This window comes from Anaerostipes sp. AF04-45 (assembly GCF_003461725.1).
Lineage (GTDB): Bacteria > Bacillota > Clostridia > Lachnospirales > Lachnospiraceae > Anaerostipes > Anaerostipes caccae.
The window spans coordinates 187,205-205,054 of the sequence record NZ_QTXQ01000006.1; the positions used below are offsets into that span (position 1 = coordinate 187,205).

General features: G+C 43.9%; 22 protein-coding genes and 1 other RNA gene. 6 read left to right on the forward strand and 17 right to left on the reverse strand.

Features of this window, described 5'->3' with window-relative positions; all coding sequences use genetic code 11:
* Nucleotides 1–3: 3 nt before the first annotated feature.
* The 12 genes from plsY to DWV34_RS11055 form a co-directional block, all read right to left on the reverse strand.
* Nucleotides 4–630: a glycerol-3-phosphate 1-O-acyltransferase PlsY gene (plsY, locus tag DWV34_RS11000; protein WP_006567385.1), complete on the reverse strand. Its 627-nt coding sequence runs from the start codon at nucleotides 628–630 to the stop codon at nucleotides 4–6.
* Nucleotides 630–1,952 carry a ribosome biogenesis GTPase Der gene (der, locus tag DWV34_RS11005; RefSeq protein WP_006567386.1) on the reverse strand — a complete coding sequence of 441 codons (1,323 nt, stop codon included), beginning with the start codon at nucleotides 1,950–1,952 and terminating at the stop codon, nucleotides 630–632. The genes plsY and der overlap by 1 nt, the downstream gene beginning before the upstream one ends.
* 90 nt (nucleotides 1,953–2,042) lie before the next feature.
* On the reverse strand, nucleotides 2,043–2,861 hold the full coding sequence (gene pgeF, locus DWV34_RS11010; RefSeq protein WP_118476227.1) for a peptidoglycan editing factor PgeF: 819 nt from the start codon (nucleotides 2,859–2,861) through the stop codon (nucleotides 2,043–2,045).
* The gene (locus tag DWV34_RS11015; RefSeq protein WP_006567388.1) at nucleotides 2,851–3,192 is read right to left on the reverse strand and encodes a YraN family protein; all 342 of its coding nucleotides are present in this window, start codon (nucleotides 3,190–3,192) and stop codon (nucleotides 2,851–2,853) included. Before DWV34_RS11015 ends, pgeF begins: the two co-directional genes overlap by 11 nt.
* Nucleotides 3,189–3,836: a ribonuclease HII gene (locus DWV34_RS11020; protein ID WP_024727914.1), complete on the reverse strand. Its 648-nt coding sequence runs from the start codon at nucleotides 3,834–3,836 to the stop codon at nucleotides 3,189–3,191. Before DWV34_RS11020 ends, DWV34_RS11015 begins: the two co-directional genes overlap by 4 nt.
* Nucleotides 3,837–3,846: 10 nt before the next feature.
* Nucleotides 3,847–4,401 (reverse strand): signal peptidase I, encoded by a 555-nt coding sequence (gene lepB, locus DWV34_RS11025; protein WP_022261381.1) that lies wholly within the window; start codon nucleotides 4,399–4,401, stop codon nucleotides 3,847–3,849.
* Nucleotides 4,402–4,409: 8 nt separating this feature from the next.
* The gene (gene ylqF / locus DWV34_RS11030) at nucleotides 4,410–5,264 is read right to left on the reverse strand and encodes a ribosome biogenesis GTPase YlqF (protein WP_009291177.1); all 855 of its coding nucleotides are present in this window, start codon (nucleotides 5,262–5,264) and stop codon (nucleotides 4,410–4,412) included.
* A 13-nt stretch (nucleotides 5,265–5,277) separates the two neighbouring features.
* A complete protein-coding gene (lepB, locus tag DWV34_RS11035) occupies nucleotides 5,278–5,829 on the reverse strand; it encodes a signal peptidase I (protein WP_009291176.1) in 552 nt (183 codons plus the stop codon).
* A 72-nt stretch (nucleotides 5,830–5,901) separates the two neighbouring features.
* Nucleotides 5,902–6,243, reverse strand: coding sequence for a 50S ribosomal protein L19 (rplS, locus tag DWV34_RS11040; RefSeq protein WP_006567393.1), 342 nt, complete (start codon nucleotides 6,241–6,243; stop codon nucleotides 5,902–5,904).
* Between the two features lie 111 nt (nucleotides 6,244–6,354).
* Nucleotides 6,355–7,044 carry a tRNA (guanosine(37)-N1)-methyltransferase TrmD gene (gene trmD / locus DWV34_RS11045; RefSeq protein WP_006567394.1) on the reverse strand — a complete coding sequence of 230 codons (690 nt, stop codon included), beginning with the start codon at nucleotides 7,042–7,044 and terminating at the stop codon, nucleotides 6,355–6,357.
* The gene (gene rimM / locus DWV34_RS11050; protein ID WP_006567395.1) at nucleotides 7,037–7,549 is read right to left on the reverse strand and encodes a ribosome maturation factor RimM; all 513 of its coding nucleotides are present in this window, start codon (nucleotides 7,547–7,549) and stop codon (nucleotides 7,037–7,039) included. The genes trmD and rimM overlap by 8 nt, the downstream gene beginning before the upstream one ends.
* Nucleotides 7,550–7,567: 18 nt before the next feature.
* Nucleotides 7,568–9,361: a DUF885 domain-containing protein gene (locus tag DWV34_RS11055; protein WP_022261380.1), complete on the reverse strand. Its 1,794-nt coding sequence runs from the start codon at nucleotides 9,359–9,361 to the stop codon at nucleotides 7,568–7,570.
* Between the two features lie 116 nt (nucleotides 9,362–9,477).
* Between DWV34_RS11055 and DWV34_RS11060 the strand changes: the two genes are divergently transcribed.
* From DWV34_RS11060 to DWV34_RS11080, 5 genes are all read left to right on the forward strand, one after another.
* Entirely contained in the window at nucleotides 9,478–10,158 is a 681-nt protein-coding gene (locus tag DWV34_RS11060; RefSeq protein ID WP_009291173.1) for a response regulator transcription factor, read from the forward strand.
* Nucleotides 10,159–10,274: 116 nt separating this feature from the next.
* Nucleotides 10,275–11,213 carry an ATP-binding cassette domain-containing protein gene (locus tag DWV34_RS11065; protein ID WP_009291172.1) on the forward strand — a complete coding sequence of 313 codons (939 nt, stop codon included), beginning with the start codon at nucleotides 10,275–10,277 and terminating at the stop codon, nucleotides 11,211–11,213.
* A gap of 19 nt (nucleotides 11,214–11,232) precedes the next feature.
* A complete protein-coding gene (locus tag DWV34_RS11070; protein WP_233444308.1) occupies nucleotides 11,233–11,889 on the forward strand; it encodes an ABC transporter permease subunit in 657 nt (218 codons plus the stop codon).
* 5 nt (nucleotides 11,890–11,894) lie between these two features.
* Entirely contained in the window at nucleotides 11,895–12,641 is a 747-nt protein-coding gene (locus DWV34_RS11075) for an ABC transporter permease (RefSeq protein ID WP_225103801.1), read from the forward strand.
* 16 nt (nucleotides 12,642–12,657) lie between these two features.
* On the forward strand, nucleotides 12,658–13,560 hold the full coding sequence (locus DWV34_RS11080; RefSeq protein ID WP_009291169.1) for a sensor histidine kinase: 903 nt from the start codon (nucleotides 12,658–12,660) through the stop codon (nucleotides 13,558–13,560).
* A 1-nt stretch (nucleotide 13,561) separates the two neighbouring features.
* Here DWV34_RS11080 and DWV34_RS11085 read toward each other — a convergent pair whose 3' ends face one another.
* From DWV34_RS11085 to DWV34_RS11095, 3 genes are read right to left on the reverse strand one after another with little or no spacing between them, the layout of a single operon-like run.
* On the reverse strand, nucleotides 13,562–14,341 hold the full coding sequence (locus DWV34_RS11085) for an anti-sigma-I factor RsgI family protein (protein ID WP_118476229.1): 780 nt from the start codon (nucleotides 14,339–14,341) through the stop codon (nucleotides 13,562–13,564).
* A complete protein-coding gene (locus DWV34_RS11090; protein WP_009291167.1) occupies nucleotides 14,322–14,807 on the reverse strand; it encodes an RNA polymerase sigma factor in 486 nt (161 codons plus the stop codon). The genes DWV34_RS11085 and DWV34_RS11090 overlap by 20 nt, the downstream gene beginning before the upstream one ends.
* 38 nt (nucleotides 14,808–14,845) lie before the next feature.
* On the reverse strand, nucleotides 14,846–15,175 hold the full coding sequence (locus DWV34_RS11095; RefSeq protein WP_009291166.1) for a hypothetical protein: 330 nt from the start codon (nucleotides 15,173–15,175) through the stop codon (nucleotides 14,846–14,848).
* 557 nt (nucleotides 15,176–15,732) lie between these two features.
* Between DWV34_RS11095 and DWV34_RS11100 the strand changes: the two genes are divergently transcribed.
* On the forward strand, nucleotides 15,733–16,452 hold the full coding sequence (locus DWV34_RS11100) for an Ig-like domain-containing protein (RefSeq protein WP_039946047.1): 720 nt from the start codon (nucleotides 15,733–15,735) through the stop codon (nucleotides 16,450–16,452).
* A 168-nt stretch (nucleotides 16,453–16,620) separates the two neighbouring features.
* Here DWV34_RS11100 and ssrA read toward each other — a convergent pair.
* Nucleotides 16,621–16,967: a transfer-messenger RNA gene (gene ssrA / locus DWV34_RS11105) on the reverse strand.
* A 59-nt stretch (nucleotides 16,968–17,026) separates the two neighbouring features.
* Nucleotides 17,027–17,827: a TraX family protein gene (locus DWV34_RS11110; RefSeq protein WP_009291164.1), complete on the reverse strand. Its 801-nt coding sequence runs from the start codon at nucleotides 17,825–17,827 to the stop codon at nucleotides 17,027–17,029.
* Between the last annotated feature and the right edge of the window lie 23 nt (nucleotides 17,828–17,850).

The following is a 17,850-nucleotide window of genomic DNA, read 5'->3' on the forward strand; positions in this document are numbered from 1 at the left end:
CTCCTAACGTTTTACCTTCTGTCCGAGTTTGTTTTCCGTCCCGTGAATGAGCCGGCCAATGTTTGCCCTGTGGCGCCAGACCGCCATAGCCGTAAACACACACCCCACCGCCACAAGCTGCCAGTCGTGGGGACTGCTGAAATATAAAATAAACGGGATTACCAGTACCATGCAGATAGAACCCAGTGATACATATTTACTGATCCCTGTCACAACAGAAAAAATAAGCAGACAGAGAAGTCCCAGTCTCCAGTCGAATGCAAAGATCACGCCGCCTGTTGTAGCGATCCCTTTCCCTCCTTTAAAATGCAGGTAAAAAGGAAAATTGTGCCCGATGACCACGGCAAACCCGGTCACCAGCCAGAGTGTGGCTTCATGGGCCATTCCTCCGAACTGGGGAATTAATATGTATCTGGCAATGTTGACTGCGATGAGTCCCTTTGAGGAATCCCCAAGGAAGGTCAGCAGTGCCGCTGTCTTTCCAAGGGTTCTCAGTGTATTTGTCGTTCCGGAATTACCGCTTCCGTAATCTCTGATGTCGATATGATTGATTTTTCCGATAATAAATCCTGTCTGAATACAGCCCAGCAGATATCCCATGGCCAGGCAGAGAAAAACACAAAGGACCATTACTTCTCCTTCCTTTCCCGCGCAATGATGTGGATCGGGGTTCCCCGGAATCCGAACGTATTCCGTATCTGGTTTTCAATATATCTGGTATAGGAAAAGTGCATCAGCTGCCTGTCATTGATAAACACCACAAATGTGGGGGGCTTCACCGATACCTGTGTCATATAGTAGAGCTTCAGGCGTTTTCCTTTGTCAGACGGCGGCTGTTTCATCGCTACTGCTTCTGTCAGAATCTCGTTGAGCACTCCGGTCTGGACACGCATAGCGTGATTTTCAATAACGGCATCCAGCATATCAAAGATCTTAGGAAAACGCTGTCCGGTCTTTGCCGAAATAAAAACCAATTCCGCATAGGACATATAAGCCAAAACCTCGCGGATTTTGTTTGTGAACTTATAGATCGTCTTGTCGTCTTTCTCCACCAGATCCCATTTGTTGACCGCAATGATCATCCCCTTGCCTCTCTCATGGGCAATGCCTGCGATCTTTGCGTCCTGCTCGGTGATGCCTTCTGTGGCGTCAATGACCAGAACCGCCACATCACACCGTTCCACTGCGGAAACTGTACGGATGACACTGTAACGTTCCAGATCTTCTTTGATTTTATTTTTCCGGCGGAGCCCTGCGGTGTCAATAAACACGTATTCTTTTCCGTTCTTCTGGATGACCGTGTCAATGGCATCTCTCGTCGTTCCCGCAACATCCGATACAATGACTCTCTCCTCACCAAGCATCTTGTTGATAATCGAAGACTTTCCTGCATTGGGCTTTCCAATGATGGCAATCTTAGGCCTTTCATCTTCTTCCTCTTCCAGAGCCTTTGGATCACAGTTTTCCACGACCTCATCCAGCAGATCACCGAATCCAAGCTTGGAATTTGCGGAAACCGGATGGGGATCACCCAGTCCCAGATTATAAAACTCATAGGTATCCGGCAGAAACTTCTCATAATTGTCTGCTTTATTCACTGCCAGGACCACCGGCTTCTGAGACCGTCTCAGCATGTCCGCCACCTGGAAGTCCGCATCCACCAATCCCTGCCTCACATCTACAAGAAAAATGATCACGTCTGCAGTCTCAATGGCAATCTGCGCCTGCTCTCTCATCCTGGAAAGGATGACATCTCCCGAATCCGGCTCGATCCCACCGGTGTCGATCAGCGTAAAATTATAATTCAGCCAGGAAATGTCCGCATAGATCCTGTCCCTTGTCACTCCCGGTGTATCTTTTACGATTGAAATATTCTCTCCCGCAAGTGCGTTGAACAGTGTGGATTTCCCCACGTTCGGCCTTCCCACGATTGCTACTATCGGTTTACTCATGTTTATTTCCTCTCTGTATGGAATCTTTCTTCCTAAAACTTCCGTTTGATTATATGATAATCTTTCCCTGTTGTAAAGATTATATCACATTCAAAGCACAATGAATGCCCCTAAATTCCCCCGTTTTCCTTTTGTTGCCCGATGAGAAAATAAGTAATCGCTGTTGCAGCAGGTACAGAGATCGGTGATGTCCAGATTCTCCTGTAAAATTCCTGCTTCCGTCAATATAATCTCATTGGCCTTCCACAGGTCCAGCTGATACTTGTCATTTTCCTTCCTGTCCAAAAATTCTTCTTTCGGGTGTGTTGAAAATTCCTTTATGAACTGCTCTGCCACATCTTCGCTGACCTCATAGCAGTCTCTGCAGATTGACGGGCCGACAGCCGCCACAATATCCTCAGGACAGCATCCATATCCGTCTTTCATCTGTTTTACCATCTTTTCTCCGATCCGTCCGACTGTACCCTTCCAGCCGGAATGGGCCAGAGCCGCCACTTTTTTGACAGGATCAAAGAAAAACAGGGGTACACAGTCCGCATATCCCGTATACAGAGGGACTCCAGGCACATCGGTCACCAGTCCGTCCATTCCGGTCATGACTTTTCCGCAGTCTTCTTTCCCGACTCTCCCGATCTTCGTGTCATGGATCTGATTGGAGAATACAAGCTTTTTCTCGTCAAACCCTATTGCCTGCCCGATCCTGCGGAAATTTTCATCCACAGAGGCTTCATCGTCTCCCCTTGTATAGCTTAAATTCATAGAGGAGAACATCCCTTGACTGACGCCTCCCATCCTGGTGGAAAATCCATGGCGGACTCCGGCCTGATCCAGTTTTCTAAACGTTAGATACGGCACCTGCCCTTCGTGCAGCACCGTGGAATGATTATCGTTTAATCTCTTAAAATGCATTTTTTATCACCCTGATCTTCTTTCCTATGATTTCTACCACATCAAATCTTGCCGGCCTGTCAAACATGCCGCGGCAAAACAAATAATATTCCGCCGTCTTATGAATCTTCTGCTGTTTTCTGCGGTCAACAGCCTCTCCTGGATATCCGAAGGCTGTTGACCGCCGGTATTTCACCTCGGCAAACACAAGATACTGCCCATCCCGCGCAATAATATCAATTTCCCCATAGCGGGAATAAAAATTTCTCTCAATGACTTCATACCCCTGAGTCAATAAAAACCGGCACGCAGTCTCTTCCTTCTCCATACCGGTCTTTCTATGATTTTTCATATGTATTTCCTTACAAAACTCTTCCGGTGAATTGTGCAGATACCATACTCTTTGATCGCCTCGATATGAGCCTTTGTCCCATAGCCTTTATTCTTTGCGAACTGATATTGAGGATAAAGCTGATCGTATTCTTCCATCATCCGGTCTCTGGTCACCTTTGCCACAATGCTTGCCGCCGCAATCGAAGCGCTCTTTGCATCCCCCTTGATGATCGGAACCTGCTCTGTTCCGATCCCCGGGATCGTAACCGCATCGTTTAGCAGCAGATCCGGCTCGACCGGAAGATTTGAAACCGCCGTCCTCATCGCTTCATAGGTAGCATTTAAAATATTGATCTCATCTATGACTTTTTCCGAAGCCATCCCGATTCCGACAGCGAGAGCTTTCTCGTAAATTTCATCATACAATGCTTCTCTCTTTTTCGGTGAAACCTTCTTGGAATCGTTCAGGTATAAAATATCACAGTCTCTCGGCAGAATGACGGCCGCCGCCACCACGGGTCCCGCAAAGGGTCCCCGGCCCACCTCGTCAATCCCGCATATATGAGAATACCTTTCATATTCTCTCTCATAAGAAAACATCTCATACATGCGCTGCTTTTCTTTCTTCAGTTTTTCTATCCGTTTTTCTTCCTGTTTTGTCATAAGTGCCTCTCTATAAGATTCTTCCCGCATCTTTGAGCGGAAACAGCCTGAAAACAACCCTTCCCTGTATCTCTTTCCTGTATATGGGACCCACGCGGATGTCCCTGCTGTCCATGCTGTTATTCCGGTTATCTCCCAGTACAAAATATTCGTCTTTTTTTAGGGTAATGCTGCCCTCCACATTGATGGGAAATGTCATATGATCTTTGGAATAATCCCTGGATATTATCCGGCCGTCGATGTAGACTGTGCCGCTGCGGATCTCCACTGTCTCCCCGGGCATTCCGATGACTCTCTTTACCAGCTTTTCTTTTCTGTCTGCGGGATTTGGAAATACCACGACTTCAAAGCGCTTCGGGTCCCGGAACCGGTAAGTCAGCTTGTCAACCAGTACGCTGTCCATATGGTGGAGCGTCGGCTCCATAGAATGGCCGGAAACCCCGGTCCTCTCTCCTATAAAGGTAATGATAAGAAAGGAGACAAAAACTGCGATAAAAACAGTGGATCCCCAGAAACATAATTCAGAATAAAAACGATGCGCCCTGCGCCTTATTCGAAACGACATGTGTTTGATTACCCCTCATAGTCAGCAGGTACTTCCAGCGTGATCTTTCCAAGCTTTCCGTTCCTGTACTCCTCCAGCAGGATATGTGCGGCCTTTTCATAGTCCAGCTGATTGCCTTTTTCTTTACAATTTCGGTTAGCCGCGATCTGTTCAAGGATTTTCAGTGTATTCTTGTCCTCTTCAACCCGGTAGCGTGCCGCTAAAATACCCGGATATTCTTTTACCAGAAACGGGATCAGTTCCATGGCCATCTCTTCCTGATTTAATATTTCTTCTTTAATAGAACCGATCAATGCCAGATGAAGGCCTACGGTCTGATCCTCAAATTTGGGCCACAAAATCCCCGGTGTATCTAATAACTCGATATTTTTATTCAGTTTAATCCACTGTTTGCCCTTTGTCACACCCGGTTTATTTCCGGTTTTCGTACAGGCTTTTCCGGCCAGACTGTTGATAAATGTAGATTTCCCTACATTCGGGATTCCCGCGATCATGGCGCGGACCGGCCGGTTCTTAATTCCCCTCTTCCGGTCCCGCTCGATCTTTTCTCTGCACGCCTCCATGACAATACCCTGGACAGCTTTGACTCCGGTTCCCTTTTGGGAATTGACTTTCCCGACAAAGAATCCCCTGTCTTTAAAATACTGTTCCCAGAGTTCTGTCTTCCTGCTGTCTGCAAGATCCGTCTTGTTTAATAAAATCAGTCTGGATTTGTTCTGTGCCAGCTGGTCGATATCGGGATTCCTGCTTCCGAATGGAATTCTCGCATCCACCAGTTCGATCACAATATCGATCAGCTTTATATTTTCCTGCATCATTCGTTTTGCCTTGGTCATATGACCCGGGTACCACTGAAACTGCATGTGTCCTCCTTCTTTATCCAAAAGGCCAATATTTGATCCCGACCTTGCCTATGATCTGTGTCTTTTTTACATTGCCGACTACGGCACTCCTGGAATCTTCGCTGTTATTGTAATTGTCTCCCATGACAAAATATTGATTCTTGGATAGTTTTACGCCGTCTGCTGCCAGTCCGGGAGACAGGATCTGTTCTTTTCCGAAGCTTTTGGCCTTCCTGCCGTCTACATAGACGTTCCCGTCCCTGACCTGAACCGTCTCTCCTGGGAGTCCGACCACTCTCTTTACATAATACTGCTTGTTTGTCTCGTCCTCTGACTCGAACAATATTATATCATATCGCGCCGGACTTTTCACTTTATAAATCAGCCGGTTGACCAGCCGCTTTTCTCCGCTCTCATAGGTGGGAAGCATGGAATCCCCCTGTACCGTATAACCGGCACACAGAAAACGGACAATGATAAAAGCCGCAAAAATCACGGCCACAAAAGTCAGCACATATGCCGCGATCTTATCCCGTCTCTGTCTTTTTTTCTTCCTCATCTGATAAGTAACCGTATATCCGCTCACAGATCTCACACCCTTTCTTTAAACAAAACAGGGACAAGCTCCGGCTCGTCCCTGTGTTTTTTTTGAAAAATATTATACTCTTTCTTTCACTTTCGCAGCCTTACCTACACGGTCACGTAAGTAGTATAATTTCGCGCGTCTAACCTTACCTTTGCGCACAACTTCGATCTTCTCGATGATCGGAGAGTGTACCGGCCAGGTTTTTTCTACGCCGATGCCGTTGGAATTTTTGCGCACGGTAAATGTCTCGCGTGCTCCGCCATTCTGTCTTTTGATGACAGTTCCTTCAAATACCTGAATTCTCTCGCGGTTTCCCTCTTTTACTTTTCCGTATACTTTCACAGTGTCACCTGTTCTGAAATCTGCAACTTCTCTTAACTGTGCATCTTCAATACTTTTAATGATATCGTTCATGTTGTTCCTCCTTAAATCTTTTTAGATGTTCATAATACCTTGTGTAACAGAGGACCATCCTATTTATAACAACTGCTATATAATATCACAACAAGACTGCTTTTGCAAGAATTATTTATTTTTATCGAGCAGATCCGGCCTTCTCTCCTTTGTCCTCAAATAAGACTGCTCTTTCCTCCACTCTTCGATCCTTCCGTGGTGACCTGAAAGCAGCACCTCCGGTACTTTCCTCCCCAAAAACTCCGGCGGTCTTGTGTACTGGGGATATTCCAGCATCCCGTTTTCAAAAGACTCGTACTCCGCCGAGTCTCCGTTATTCAGTACTCCCGGAACCAGTCTGGATATGGCGTCGATCATCACCATAGCCGGAAGCTCTCCTCCCGTCAAAACGTAATCCCCAATGGAGACATAATCCGTGACAATCTCTTCTAAGACACGTTCATCCACGCCCTCATAATGGCCGCACAGAAAAACAAGTTCTTCTTCCTCTGCAAGCTCCTTAGCCATCTCCTGGTGGAACACCTTTCCCTGAGGAGTCACATAAATCACCCGGGGCTTCTTCTCCATCTTTTGCTCAATATGCTGATATGCCAGATAGATCGGCTCCGCCTGCATGACCATTCCGGCACCGCCGCCGTATGGATAATCGTCCACTTTTTTATGCTTGTCCCTCGTAAAATCCCTGATGTTTACGGCTTCCACACCGATATGTCCCGCCTCTTTTGCACGGCCTAAAATACTCGTGCTGCATCCGCTCTCGATCATCTCGGGAAATAAAGTCAAAACGTGAAACTTATTCATCCAGCAGTCCTTTCATTACAAAAACATCGATTCTCTTTTCTTCCAGAGAGACCTTTTTGATACAGTCTCTTATGGCCGGAAGCAGTACTTCCTTTCCATCATCCATTTTTACCACATACACATCGTTTGCCCCTGTCTGAAGCACGTCATCCAATATTCCCAGCTTCTTTCCGGTCTCCCGGTAAACATCGAACCCAATGATATCGGCAATGAAAAACTCATTCTCTTCAAGCTTGACTGCATTCTCTCTTGTGACAAACAGCCCGCAGCGTTTATACTGTTCGATATCATTGATATTGTCAAACTCCTCAAACTTAAGAATCGGCTGGTTTTTAAAAAACTTACAGGACTTCACATGCAGAAGCTTCATTTCCCTGCCCGTATCCAGCAGCACCTCCTTCAAATCCTTAAAGCGCTCCACATCATCGGTCATCGGATACACCTTGACCTCTCCGCGGACACCGTGGGTGGAAGCGATCGCTCCTACCTGTAATATATCTTCCATAATAAACTGTATTCCTTCCTATTTGTTTTCTTCGATATATGCCTCTACGGCTTTTCTCACTTGTAAAAAATTGCTCGGACCGTTTTCAAGAATCACCTTGTGGAACTCTTTCGTCTGGAACTTCTTGCCAAGCTCCTTGGACGCCTTGTTTCTCAATTCCTGAAATTCCAGGGCTCCGGAATAATATTTCAGATAGTATCCCGGTTCCGAAGATACGAGCCTGTAAAGCTGGTCTGCCGCAGAACTTCCATATCCCATCTCTTTCAGCATATCCTTGATCTGGTCCAGGGTCCATCCCCGGTAGTTGACATTGATATCGACAGCACTTCCGATGGCCATATTGATCTCGTCATTGATGCGTTTCAATTTGGCCACAGACTTATCATACGGAGCATAGTCAAAGGCATGCATCTCCACATAGGAGGCCCAGCCTTCCGAGTAACCAGGAAAATCCATGATCAAACGGATATCGTCCGGATCTGTGCTGAGAAAATAATTGTTTTGATAAAGATGCCCCGGATACCCTTCATGAGCCAGAGTATTGTAAATTCCGCTCTTATCGGTGGAGCCTTTGTTGATATAGATGGTATTTTCTGTCTCATCATCGATCGGCGGGATCATATAAAATGCCGGACTTAAAGTATCTTCCAGCGCTTTTGGAACATATTTGATCTTATAATGGACTTTTTTCAGGGGTGGATAATCTGTTTTAGCCTTCTTCTCCAGATCGGCCAATACCTTTTTAGGACTGGTCATCACCGGATCAAAATTATAAAACTTTTTCTGGAGGCTCTCATCGCCCTGGATCAGATTCACCATCTGTTTCACTGAGCTCTGGAGACGGCCTGTCACACTTGAGAGCAGCTGGCTGACTGTTTTGTTTGTTCCTGTCTGCTCCTTCAAGACAAGCCGATAGTATTTTTTCCCGTTTTTTAAATTGCAGACACCTCCGCTGTTTTTTCCGGTTCCCTTCAGTGACAGAATCGTCTTTTTAAAGCTGCGGAATGCAGGATATACAGACTGCTTCAGCAGTTTCTTATTTTGTTTATTATAGGTTGTTTTCTGTTCCTTGCTGATACCCGAAAAGTCATTGACACGTTCTTTAAATGTAGCACTTAATATATTTTTTTCGCCGCTTTCTTTCAAAAAATCATCAATCTGCTTCGCCGCAGTATCTGCCGCCCCATCGGTTACATACAGTCCCGCTTTAGACTGTGCTTTCAGATACTCTCCTGCCTCTTGAAGATATCCCGTAACCTGAGACAGCAGGGTGAGATAATCTTTAATATCCTTCTCTCTGTAAAACTGATACTCTGCCAGTGTCACCGGAAGATTGGACTGGATGCCGGAAACCTCCCCGATAATATTATCATATAATGGATATTGGCTTTCCTCTATGAGCATACTCAGATAGTCTTCCAATATATCATACGTAAGTTTTTGTTTTCCTGTCAGACTGCTCCTTTTAAATCCGGAAAGTTCTTCTGCTGTCTTCTTATTTTCCTTCAGTGCTTTCTTATCCTGTCCGGGAGAAATATGTCCGATGGAAACCTTCTCCTGTTTGATGCCGTACTTCTCAGGATCTTTCAGCTGATAATGAAGATTCAGTGTATTTTGAGACAACGTCTCTTTTACCTGCCGGTCTAAAAATTTGTCAAACTGTTTTTGTTCCTCGGTTTTTGACTGTTCCTGGCCGGTCTTCTGGCTGGTTTGTCCGCTTTTCCCCTGCTCTGTTGATGTTTTGCAGCCGCTCAGTGAAAACGCCAGCAGCAATGAGAGCAGCAGAGAAAGCAGTCTCTTTGTAAATTTCATAAATTTATCCTCCCGGTTATTTGTTCCTTATGAATATTTTAAATAAACAGCAAAAGATATGCAACCTAAAATATGATATACTATTTAAAAACTTAGTGAAAGGACAAGTACTGTATATGTCAAGAATATTAATCATCGAAGACGACAAAGAAATCCTGAAAATTCTGTCAGACTTTTTATCCGGATACGGCTTTGAAGCCGTTGGCAAAACTGACGGCCGCTGTATTTGTCAAATCATCAGACACCAAAACATCGATCTGGTACTTCTGGATCTCATGCTTCCATATAAAAGCGGCGATCAGCTCCTGAAAGAAATACGTTCCTGTTCTGATCTTCCCGTGATTGTCATTTCTGCCCGGGGAACGACTCAGAATAAAATTGATCTGCTTCGTCTCGGCGCGGATGATTATATTACAAAGCCTTTTGATCTGGATGAAACCCTTGCAAGGATTGAAAGCAACCTCCGGAGATCGAAGCTTCAGACATTCCCAAAAAAGGTCCTTAAATTTCAGGAGCTGACTTTGGATACCGGTTCTCTTACTGCATATCTCAAAGGCGTGGAACTTTCCTTAACAGCAAAAGAATTCAGGATTCTTGAGCTGCTGATGAGATATCCGGACAAAATATTTTCCAAAGCAAATCTATTTCAAAGTATCTGGGGCAGCGAATATTTAAGTGAGGACAATACACTGAACGTACATATCAGTCATCTGAGAAACAAACTCAAAGCTGTTTCTTCCGAAAACGAATATATTGATACTGTCTGGGGCATCGGCTACCGGCTGCACAAAGACTGAAAGATAGACGATCCATTGTTCTCATCTTTATCTTAATTTTATAATTTTCTGCTCCTAATTAAGGAATTCTTTAATATTGTGTCTTATACTGGTCTGAGAAGAAAGGAGCAGTATATATGAATTCTACTGTATTAGAAGCACATAATTTAACGAAAAAATATAAGCATTCTTTGGTTATAGACCACATAAATTTAAGGATCGAGAAAGGCAAAATTTACGGATTTATCGGACAGAACGGCGCCGGAAAGACCACATTCCTCCGCTTGACTGCCGGGCTGTCCTTTCCCACGGACGGTACTCTTGAACTTTGGGGACAGAGGAACAGAACCGGTCTCCAGGAGCAGCGAAAAAGGATGGGATGTCTGATCGAGTCTCCCGCTCTTTATCCCAACCTGACAGCAGTTCAAAATCTTGAGGTGCAGAGGCTTCAGAGAGGCATTCCCGGAAAATCTGTCATTTCAGACTGTCTTCGAATGACCGGTCTTACAAATACCGCAAAAAAACCGGTCAGAAACTTTTCCCTGGGAATGAGGCAGCGCCTCGGAATCGCTGCCGCCCTGTTAAACAATCCTGAATTTCTTATTTTGGATGAACCTATCAACGGTCTTGATCCTAACGGTATCGTTGAAATCCGCAGACTCCTCAAAGACCTGAACCAAAAATACGGGATGACAATCTTAGTCTCCAGCCATATACTGGAGGAATTATACCAGACCGCTTCACAGTTCATCCTGATCCATAAAGGAAGGATCATTGATGAACTGTCAGGCCGAGAACTGGATGAACAGTGCAAAAGGCATATAGCCATCAAAACAAATCAGCCGCAGAACGCACTTCTGTCACTGGAAAAACACCTGCACACAGAGCATCTGCGCCTCATGCCCGACGGCACCATCCGCCTGTATGAGTATCTGGATGATATAGAAACGGTTGCCCGGACCCTGTCGGATTCCGGCATCCTCGTTACCACCCTGAATGTATCCGGAGATACTTTGGAAGATTATTTTTTGAGAAAGGTTGGTGCAGTATCCCATGCGCAGAATCTTAAAAGCTGAGTTTTATAAACTATGGCGAATGAAAAGTTTTTGGGGACTCTTGATCATTTCCTGTGCCCTGAGCTGTATTCTTCTGCTCGACGGATCGCCGCCCGCAAAATCACTGGATGTTTTCAATCACATCCTGTACACCGCTCCCCTGCTCTACGTCTTAATCATGATCTTCGGTGCGCTGTTCATCGGGTCGGATTTTGAAAACCGGACAATACAAAGCTATATTTCGGCAGGTCATAAAAGGGGGCACATCCTGCTGGTCAAGATCATCGTACACCTTACCGGATGTATTTCTATCCTCTGTCTTCCTCTGTTTGCAGGGGCAGCGGCAGGATGTATGCTGTTTGGAATCACCAGTGCCTCTTTATCGGCTCTTTTCCTCAAATCAATGCTGGCTATCTGGATCATATGCGCAATGGCCATGCTTCCCTGTCTTTGCGGATTTCTTTTCCAAGGCGTTGGAAAGACGCTGACTCTGCCGCTGGTCCTCTTTTTTGTCATGCTCTTTCTTTTAAACGGCCGGCACTATCCCCTTGTGGCAGCGGTTCTTCCGATGGGGCAGCTAAGGCTGCTGTGTTTCGATCAGCTGACAAGTTTAAATGTCTTTTTAACGAACTTTTTATGGATCTTTATCTGCTGTATTTGGGCTTATTGGAATTTTTCCCGAACAGATTTGAAATGAAAGAGGTGAAAGCATTGATCAATTTATTAAAGACTGAACGGTATTATTTTTTACACAACCGTACCTACTGGTGGAGCGTGATCATGATCTTTATGCTTGGCTTCATCACTGCGCCGGCTTACAGGTCAGAAATCTTCGGCCCCAAAGAAAAAATTGCCGAAAATCTTACAGATATACTAAACGGCATGGTGTATGACTCTACCTTCCTGCTGATTATCGTCTCCTGTATCCTGGCACTGGTCCTCGGCCAGGAATTTTCCTGGCGCACCGTTCAGCAGGAAATCGCCGCGGGACATTCCCGTCTCACAGTATTTATAAGCAAAATCATCGTATATCTCACCGCCTTTAATCTTCTGGCGTTGGTGTTTCCGGCTGCAGGCTGCATCAGAGAATCTATTTATTTTGGTATTCATGATCTGATCGGTTTCTTATCAGATTTTGTCAGGGCTGCGGCTGATTCCTTTCTGTTTAACAGTCCTGTCCTGCTGATTCCAATCTTTTTGTGTTTTGTTCTGAGAAATATGCCCAGGGCAATCTGTACCGCCGCTCTCCTCACCTTTGTGTTAAGTCTGTATCTGGGATACGGAATGATGCTGAACCTGCCGGTCCGCTTTCTGCCTTCCTTCCAGATCCGTCAAGTGATCAGCGGTACCGAAATACTTACCTTCGGGAGTCTTGCTGTTTCGCTGTGCTGGAGTACCGTTCTTCTCCTGGCATCCTGGAAAACATTCAGAAGCTGTGAACTGAAATAAAAGAAAGGAAAATCATATGAACCTCGTTCTATTCTTTCTCCTCATATTATCTGTCATTATATCTTTCAAATATTTTGCGCTGAAACGGCAGATAAACCACATGTCCCTTCAGATTGACCAGGTAACCTGCGGCAAAACCGAAAAAATGCTGGACTTGTCTCTGGCAGATCAGGACCTGGAACTGCTGGCGGCAAAAATAAACCGCTTTTTTGACTGTCAGCGCAAGTCGGCTGCAAAAGCCTTACAGCATGAAGAAGAACTGAAAAATTCCATAGCCAATATATCCCATGATCTGCGCACTCCTCTGACTGTGATCAATGGCCACCTCCAAATCCTGCAAAAGAGCCGGCTATTGCCTGATCAAAAGGACCGCATTGAAACTGCCCTGCGAAAAACCTGCCGTTTAAGAGAGCTGATCGATGTGTTTTATGATCTGTCCATTTTGGAGGCAGACCAAACAGAACCTGATTGGGAAGATCTCAATTTTTCTAACCTTCTGATCGATTTTCTGGCAGACAGTGCCCCATTATTTCAAAGCAGAAAGCTCTCTCCTCAAATCACAATGCCTGAATCCTCCGTCTTTGTAAAGGCAGACCGCAGCATGCTGGAACGTATTCTCCAAAATCTGCTGTCCAATGCAGTCCGCTATACGTCAGGGAGAATCTGTATCTGTCTTTCTCAGGACACGAGCCGCAATATAGTTTTTCAAATATCAAATACGGTATCTGACCCTGAAAAGATTCAGGTGAGCAGATTGTTTGAACGCTTCTACACAAAGGACCAGTCACGTCACAATGAAAGTACGGGACTGGGCCTTTCTGTTGTAAAAATTCTGGTTAATAAACTGCACGGTACTGTCGAAGCTTCGGTCGATGGAAATGTCCTGTCTGTTACAGCCGTTTTTAAAAGCTCATTTTAAATTAATGCTCCCCATGGTGTCCCCCGCTGCCGTGATGTCCTCCCTGCTGCCGGTCCTGGCTGTTTCCATGGCTGTTTTCATGACCTTCTTCACACTGTTTTGTATAATCCTTTATCTCACTGATGGAATGGTCCCTGCACTTTTCTACCGTTGCCGTCTGGTCCACCTTTTGAAGTTCCTTAATGGCAAGATACTTAGCCGGCGTTACGTTCAAATGGTGTGATTTTTTCTTCAGTCGTTTTGATACGGCATACACCTCCACATTCTGCCTGCCGCCATGTTCACTGATGCATTGGTCAATCTCGGTCTGCAAAGTTTTAATTTCTGAGGCTTTCTCACGGTCTTTTCCCTGTACTGTTACAGAGATCATTCCGTTCTGCTTTAAATAACCTTTTTCTTTTATCTTCTTCAAAATGAGAGCTACCGCATCTTTGTAGCTTTTATGTTTAAGATTCAGCTCAGAGAGTACTTCCTTTCCGTCTTTGTTATATGCAGACATCCGGATGACCCGGTCAAATCTGTTTACAGACAGTTCAATGGAGGGATTCACGTCCATATCAATATAACTGCTCTCCGAAAAATACATCTGAAAAGAACCGGCTCCAATAAACAATATAAACGCTGCTGCCGCCACAGCAAGAGAAAATCTCTGAAAATTTCTCCTTGGCTTTGGCTTTTCGTTTAGCTTATTTAAAACTGATTCTCTGGTGCTTTGCTTTAATCCTTCTTCCGCCTTGATTTTTTCAAAGGATCTGCGTATATCATTCTTCAAAAAAGTCACCTCCTAAATCTTCATTAAGCTTTTTTCTTGCCCTTCCAAGCCAGGTATAAATCGTGTTCTCTTTTTTATGAAGAATCTGTGCAATTTCCGGCACTGTATATTCTTCATAATAAAAAAGATAAACTACATTTTTAAATTTAGTCGGCAGCTTTGTTACTGCATCAAAAACATCCAGATCCCTCTCCTGCAAAAAAATGGGTTCTTTGCTGATGCAGTCATAAGAGACTGCATTCCTCCGAAAAAAATTCTTCAGCACATCTTTACATCTGTTTACTGTGACCCTAATCAGCCAGGCTTTTTTGTGTTCTTCACTCTCAAAGCTGATGTCACTCTGCATATACTTTAAAAATACATCCTGAAATACATCTTCCACATCACTATAATTCTTTAAATGCATAAAACATATTTTTCTGAGCATATCAGAATATATCTCTATTGTATTTGTCAGGTCTGCTTCACTTCTCATCTCTGCCCTCCCAGGCGTCACTTTTTTCAGCTTTTATCTTATCTGTGATGTCTTCCGTGATGACTGCTTCTGTGGCTTTTTCTATGATGTCCGCTGTATCGTTTATGGGTATGTTTCTTTGTTATTTTACAACTTGAAACACCGCAGTTATAACGTTTAGCTTTCGTATGGTGCTTTTTCTTAGTATGATGCTTTACAGTTGTGTGATGTTTATGTGCACCTGTTTTTCTGCATGATTTTACAGAACAGACTGCCTGAACGGCAGGTTTCCTGGCTGACACATATTTTTCTGTCCCGCTTCCGGTAAAAGAAGATAATCCTTCTAAACATAAAATTCCTGTCGTAATAATCGCTGCAGATACTTTCATTTGATCCACCTTCTCTTTCTATATTTTTTAACGTTCTATCAATAATACGAATGACCGAAGGGAATCCTTTCATTTTTTATAATTTATTTTTTACATGCTGTAAGTATAATATAAGTTTGGTAAAGTTCCAAATTATTTTGTATAACATTTTGACCAGTTTTCCGGCTTGCTGTCTCAGAGATGTAAGATTTTCTAACTTTCAGCAAAGCCTCTCCGGCGGCCCGTTCGGAACTCGCTGACGCTCAAACAGCCTCACTGCGCACTGCGCACCGCCTCCAAGCCTTTGCTGAAAGAAGAAAAACTAACATCTCTTCGAATGCAAGGCCTCCAAATTGGTCAAAATGGACGTAATATCTGCTGGAGCAGGCTGCTTAAAAACAAACGGTGCCTGCTCCAGCAGATAATATGTCCGCATTCTAAGAGTCGAACGGAAATCGTGTAAAAAATGTCATATGTTATAGTGTTTTTGGTATAAATTGTGGTATATTAATATATATTGCCATCAATTGTATGCACAAATGGAAGGTAACTTTATATTTAACAAAGAGGAGGTATTTATGAAAAAGAAATTGTTTTGTATGATTCTGGTATTCTCTATGATAATACCAACACTTGCGATCCCTGCAGCCGAGTCTTGTCAGCACGAGTGGAGTGAATGGGATACTACGACTGAACCTACATGCAGTGATACCGGAGAAAAATCCCGCTGGTGTTATCTTTGCTATGAAAGCCAGACTAAAACTATCCCTGCAACAGGTGATCATTTATGGGATGACTGGTATACCGTAAAAAAACCAACCATCCATAAAACAGGTCTGAAACAGCGCGAGTGTCTTGAATGTTATAAAAGACAGTCAAAGAAAACTGCAAAATTAAAACCGTATGTAAAGTTTACGAAGAAAACCGTAAAATTAAAAGTCTCTAAAACCTACAAACTGAAAATAAAATATGCAAAAGGTGATTCCGTAAAAAAATGGAAATCCAGCAATAAGAAGATTGCCACTGTCTCAAAAAAGGGAAAAGTAAAAGCAAAAAGAAAAGGCACTGCCAAGATCACAGTGACTATGAAGTCCGGCAAAAAAGCAACCTGCCGGATTAAGGTTTCTCCTAAAAAGAAGTCTTCAAAAAAGAAACATACAGAAACAGTTTACTGGACTCCCGGAGGTTCTGTATACCACAGTACCATAGACTGCCCGACTCTGGGCCGTTCCAGGACGATTTATCATGGCTCCCTGTCTTCCTGTCCTAAGAGCAGGCCCTGCAAAGTCTGCTACTAACCAGCTTCTCATACAAAAAGAAGAAAATAAAAAAATGGCTTATTTATGTGTTTCAAACATATCTAAGCCATTCTTTTTTTATTACTTAGGAAAGACCTTGTCACGCTAATGCGTGAAAGTCCTTCCTAGTATCATTCAAAAAAAGAGCACGTAAACACGCGCTCTTTGCGATGGACTAGGCGGGAATCGAACCCGCGTCCAAAAACCCATCCCCTCAGGCATCTCCCATTACAGTCTCTGTATTGACATTCCCTCCATACTGCTCCCAGAGACAGGATCAGTACTTCAGTAGCTTCATAAATACTTCATCTGCCGCAAAGCTTAAACAGACGAGGGTTCTACATTATTTGAAGCCTAATGACAGGCTGTAGATGACCTGTCACAGACTACTGCTGCCCTTAGGCTGCAGCGTACGCTAATTTATTATCTGCGTTTAATTTAAGTTTACACCGTAACGTGGTCTCTCCGAATGGCTTCCCGAGCTTCAGAATCCCTGTCGAAACCAGTACTAGCCCGAATATTTCCTTATATAGTATAACCCATTTTTTGTGAAAAAGTCAATAAAAGAAATGGATTAGGCCAAAAACACCGCATAAACGAAGACCAACAGTGAAATATGAACAGGATAAAACAAATAAAAAAAGTATTTCATCCCTTTTCCTTTCACTCCATGGTATGTTTGGAGAACCAGTATTGTGCCAAGGCAAAAAAATAATTTAATGAAATAAGAGGGAAGCATATATAAATCAAACCCATAAGATAAGATATCTTCTGCGGGAATCCGTATGCCATAAAGCAAGAAAATGATGATTCCGAGGGCCGTAAATTTCTGCTTTTTCTCTCTAAAAAAATAACACGCAAATACAGCCATAACCCCGTACATATCATAATCCGTGTGCAGCACCCAAGCGATTCCCGCACAGAGTACAGCGGCCAACAGACCAATCCATCCTTTGCCCCGCTTCTTCATCTCTTCATATGCAAAGCAAGCACATGTCCCCAGCAGCAGTGTAAATAAAACATTGGTAAATCCAAACTGCAGTTTCAGGGTTTCTCCTTCTATAGTATCTACAAGATACTGAAATGGAATCTCTGACAGAACTGCAAATACCAAAAGGTTTCTTAGATAGCGGAATCTATGCTTTGTATACCGACAGGACTCTGCACAGAAAAATGCAAAAATAAAAAATGACATAGAGGTAATGCCGAACAGCAGAGTGACAATGTTATAACATATTTCTTCCCCCAAATGAAGCCATACGCTCAGTCCACTTACGATCCAAAAGAAACATATTTTATATGCATGGTCCAAAAACATCGTGATGGCCCCAAAAGTTTTAAGTTGAAATGCTGTATATTCTTTATATATTATCATAATCACAATTCCTTCTCACACTG

Excerpts from the sequence above, each read along its gene's own strand:
- rimM (WP_006567395.1), bottom strand. The coding sequence starts at position 7,549 with ATGGAAGATATATTACAGGTAGGAGCGATCGCTTCCACCCACGGTGTC.
- rplS (WP_006567393.1), bottom strand. The coding sequence starts at position 6,243 with ATGAACGATATCATTAAAAGTATTGAAGATGCACAGTTAAGAGAAGTT.
- plsY (WP_006567385.1), bottom strand. The coding sequence starts at position 630 with ATGGTCCTTTGTGTTTTTCTCTGCCTGGCCATGGGATATCTGCTGGGC.
- trmD (WP_006567394.1), bottom strand. The coding sequence starts at position 7,044 with ATGAATAAGTTTCACGTTTTGACTTTATTTCCCGAGATGATCGAGAGC.
- DWV34_RS11080 (WP_009291169.1), top strand. The coding sequence starts at position 12,658 with ATGAACCTCGTTCTATTCTTTCTCCTCATATTATCTGTCATTATATCT.
- DWV34_RS11020 (WP_024727914.1), bottom strand. The coding sequence starts at position 3,836 with ATGACAAAACAGGAAGAAAAACGGATAGAAAAACTGAAGAAAGAAAAG.
- DWV34_RS11070 (WP_233444308.1), top strand. The coding sequence starts at position 11,233 with ATGAAAAGTTTTTGGGGACTCTTGATCATTTCCTGTGCCCTGAGCTGT.
- der (WP_006567386.1), bottom strand. The coding sequence starts at position 1,952 with ATGAGTAAACCGATAGTAGCAATCGTGGGAAGGCCGAACGTGGGGAAA.
- lepB (WP_022261381.1), bottom strand. The coding sequence starts at position 4,401 with ATGTCGTTTCGAATAAGGCGCAGGGCGCATCGTTTTTATTCTGAATTA.
- DWV34_RS11060 (WP_009291173.1), top strand. The coding sequence starts at position 9,478 with ATGTCAAGAATATTAATCATCGAAGACGACAAAGAAATCCTGAAAATT.
- DWV34_RS11055 (WP_022261380.1), bottom strand. The coding sequence starts at position 9,361 with ATGAAATTTACAAAGAGACTGCTTTCTCTGCTGCTCTCATTGCTGCTG.
- DWV34_RS11090 (WP_009291167.1), bottom strand. The coding sequence starts at position 14,807 with ATGAGAAGTGAAGCAGACCTGACAAATACAATAGAGATATATTCTGAT.
- pgeF (WP_118476227.1), bottom strand. The coding sequence starts at position 2,861 with ATGCATTTTAAGAGATTAAACGATAATCATTCCACGGTGCTGCACGAA.
- ylqF (WP_009291177.1), bottom strand. The coding sequence starts at position 5,264 with ATGCAGTTTCAGTGGTACCCGGGTCATATGACCAAGGCAAAACGAATG.
- DWV34_RS11100 (WP_039946047.1), top strand. The coding sequence starts at position 15,733 with ATGAAAAAGAAATTGTTTTGTATGATTCTGGTATTCTCTATGATAATA.
- DWV34_RS11065 (WP_009291172.1), top strand. The coding sequence starts at position 10,275 with ATGAATTCTACTGTATTAGAAGCACATAATTTAACGAAAAAATATAAG.
- DWV34_RS11110 (WP_009291164.1), bottom strand. The coding sequence starts at position 17,827 with ATGATAATATATAAAGAATATACAGCATTTCAACTTAAAACTTTTGGG.
- DWV34_RS11015 (WP_006567388.1), bottom strand. The coding sequence starts at position 3,192 with ATGAAAAATCATAGAAAGACCGGTATGGAGAAGGAAGAGACTGCGTGC.
- DWV34_RS11095 (WP_009291166.1), bottom strand. The coding sequence starts at position 15,175 with ATGAAAGTATCTGCAGCGATTATTACGACAGGAATTTTATGTTTAGAA.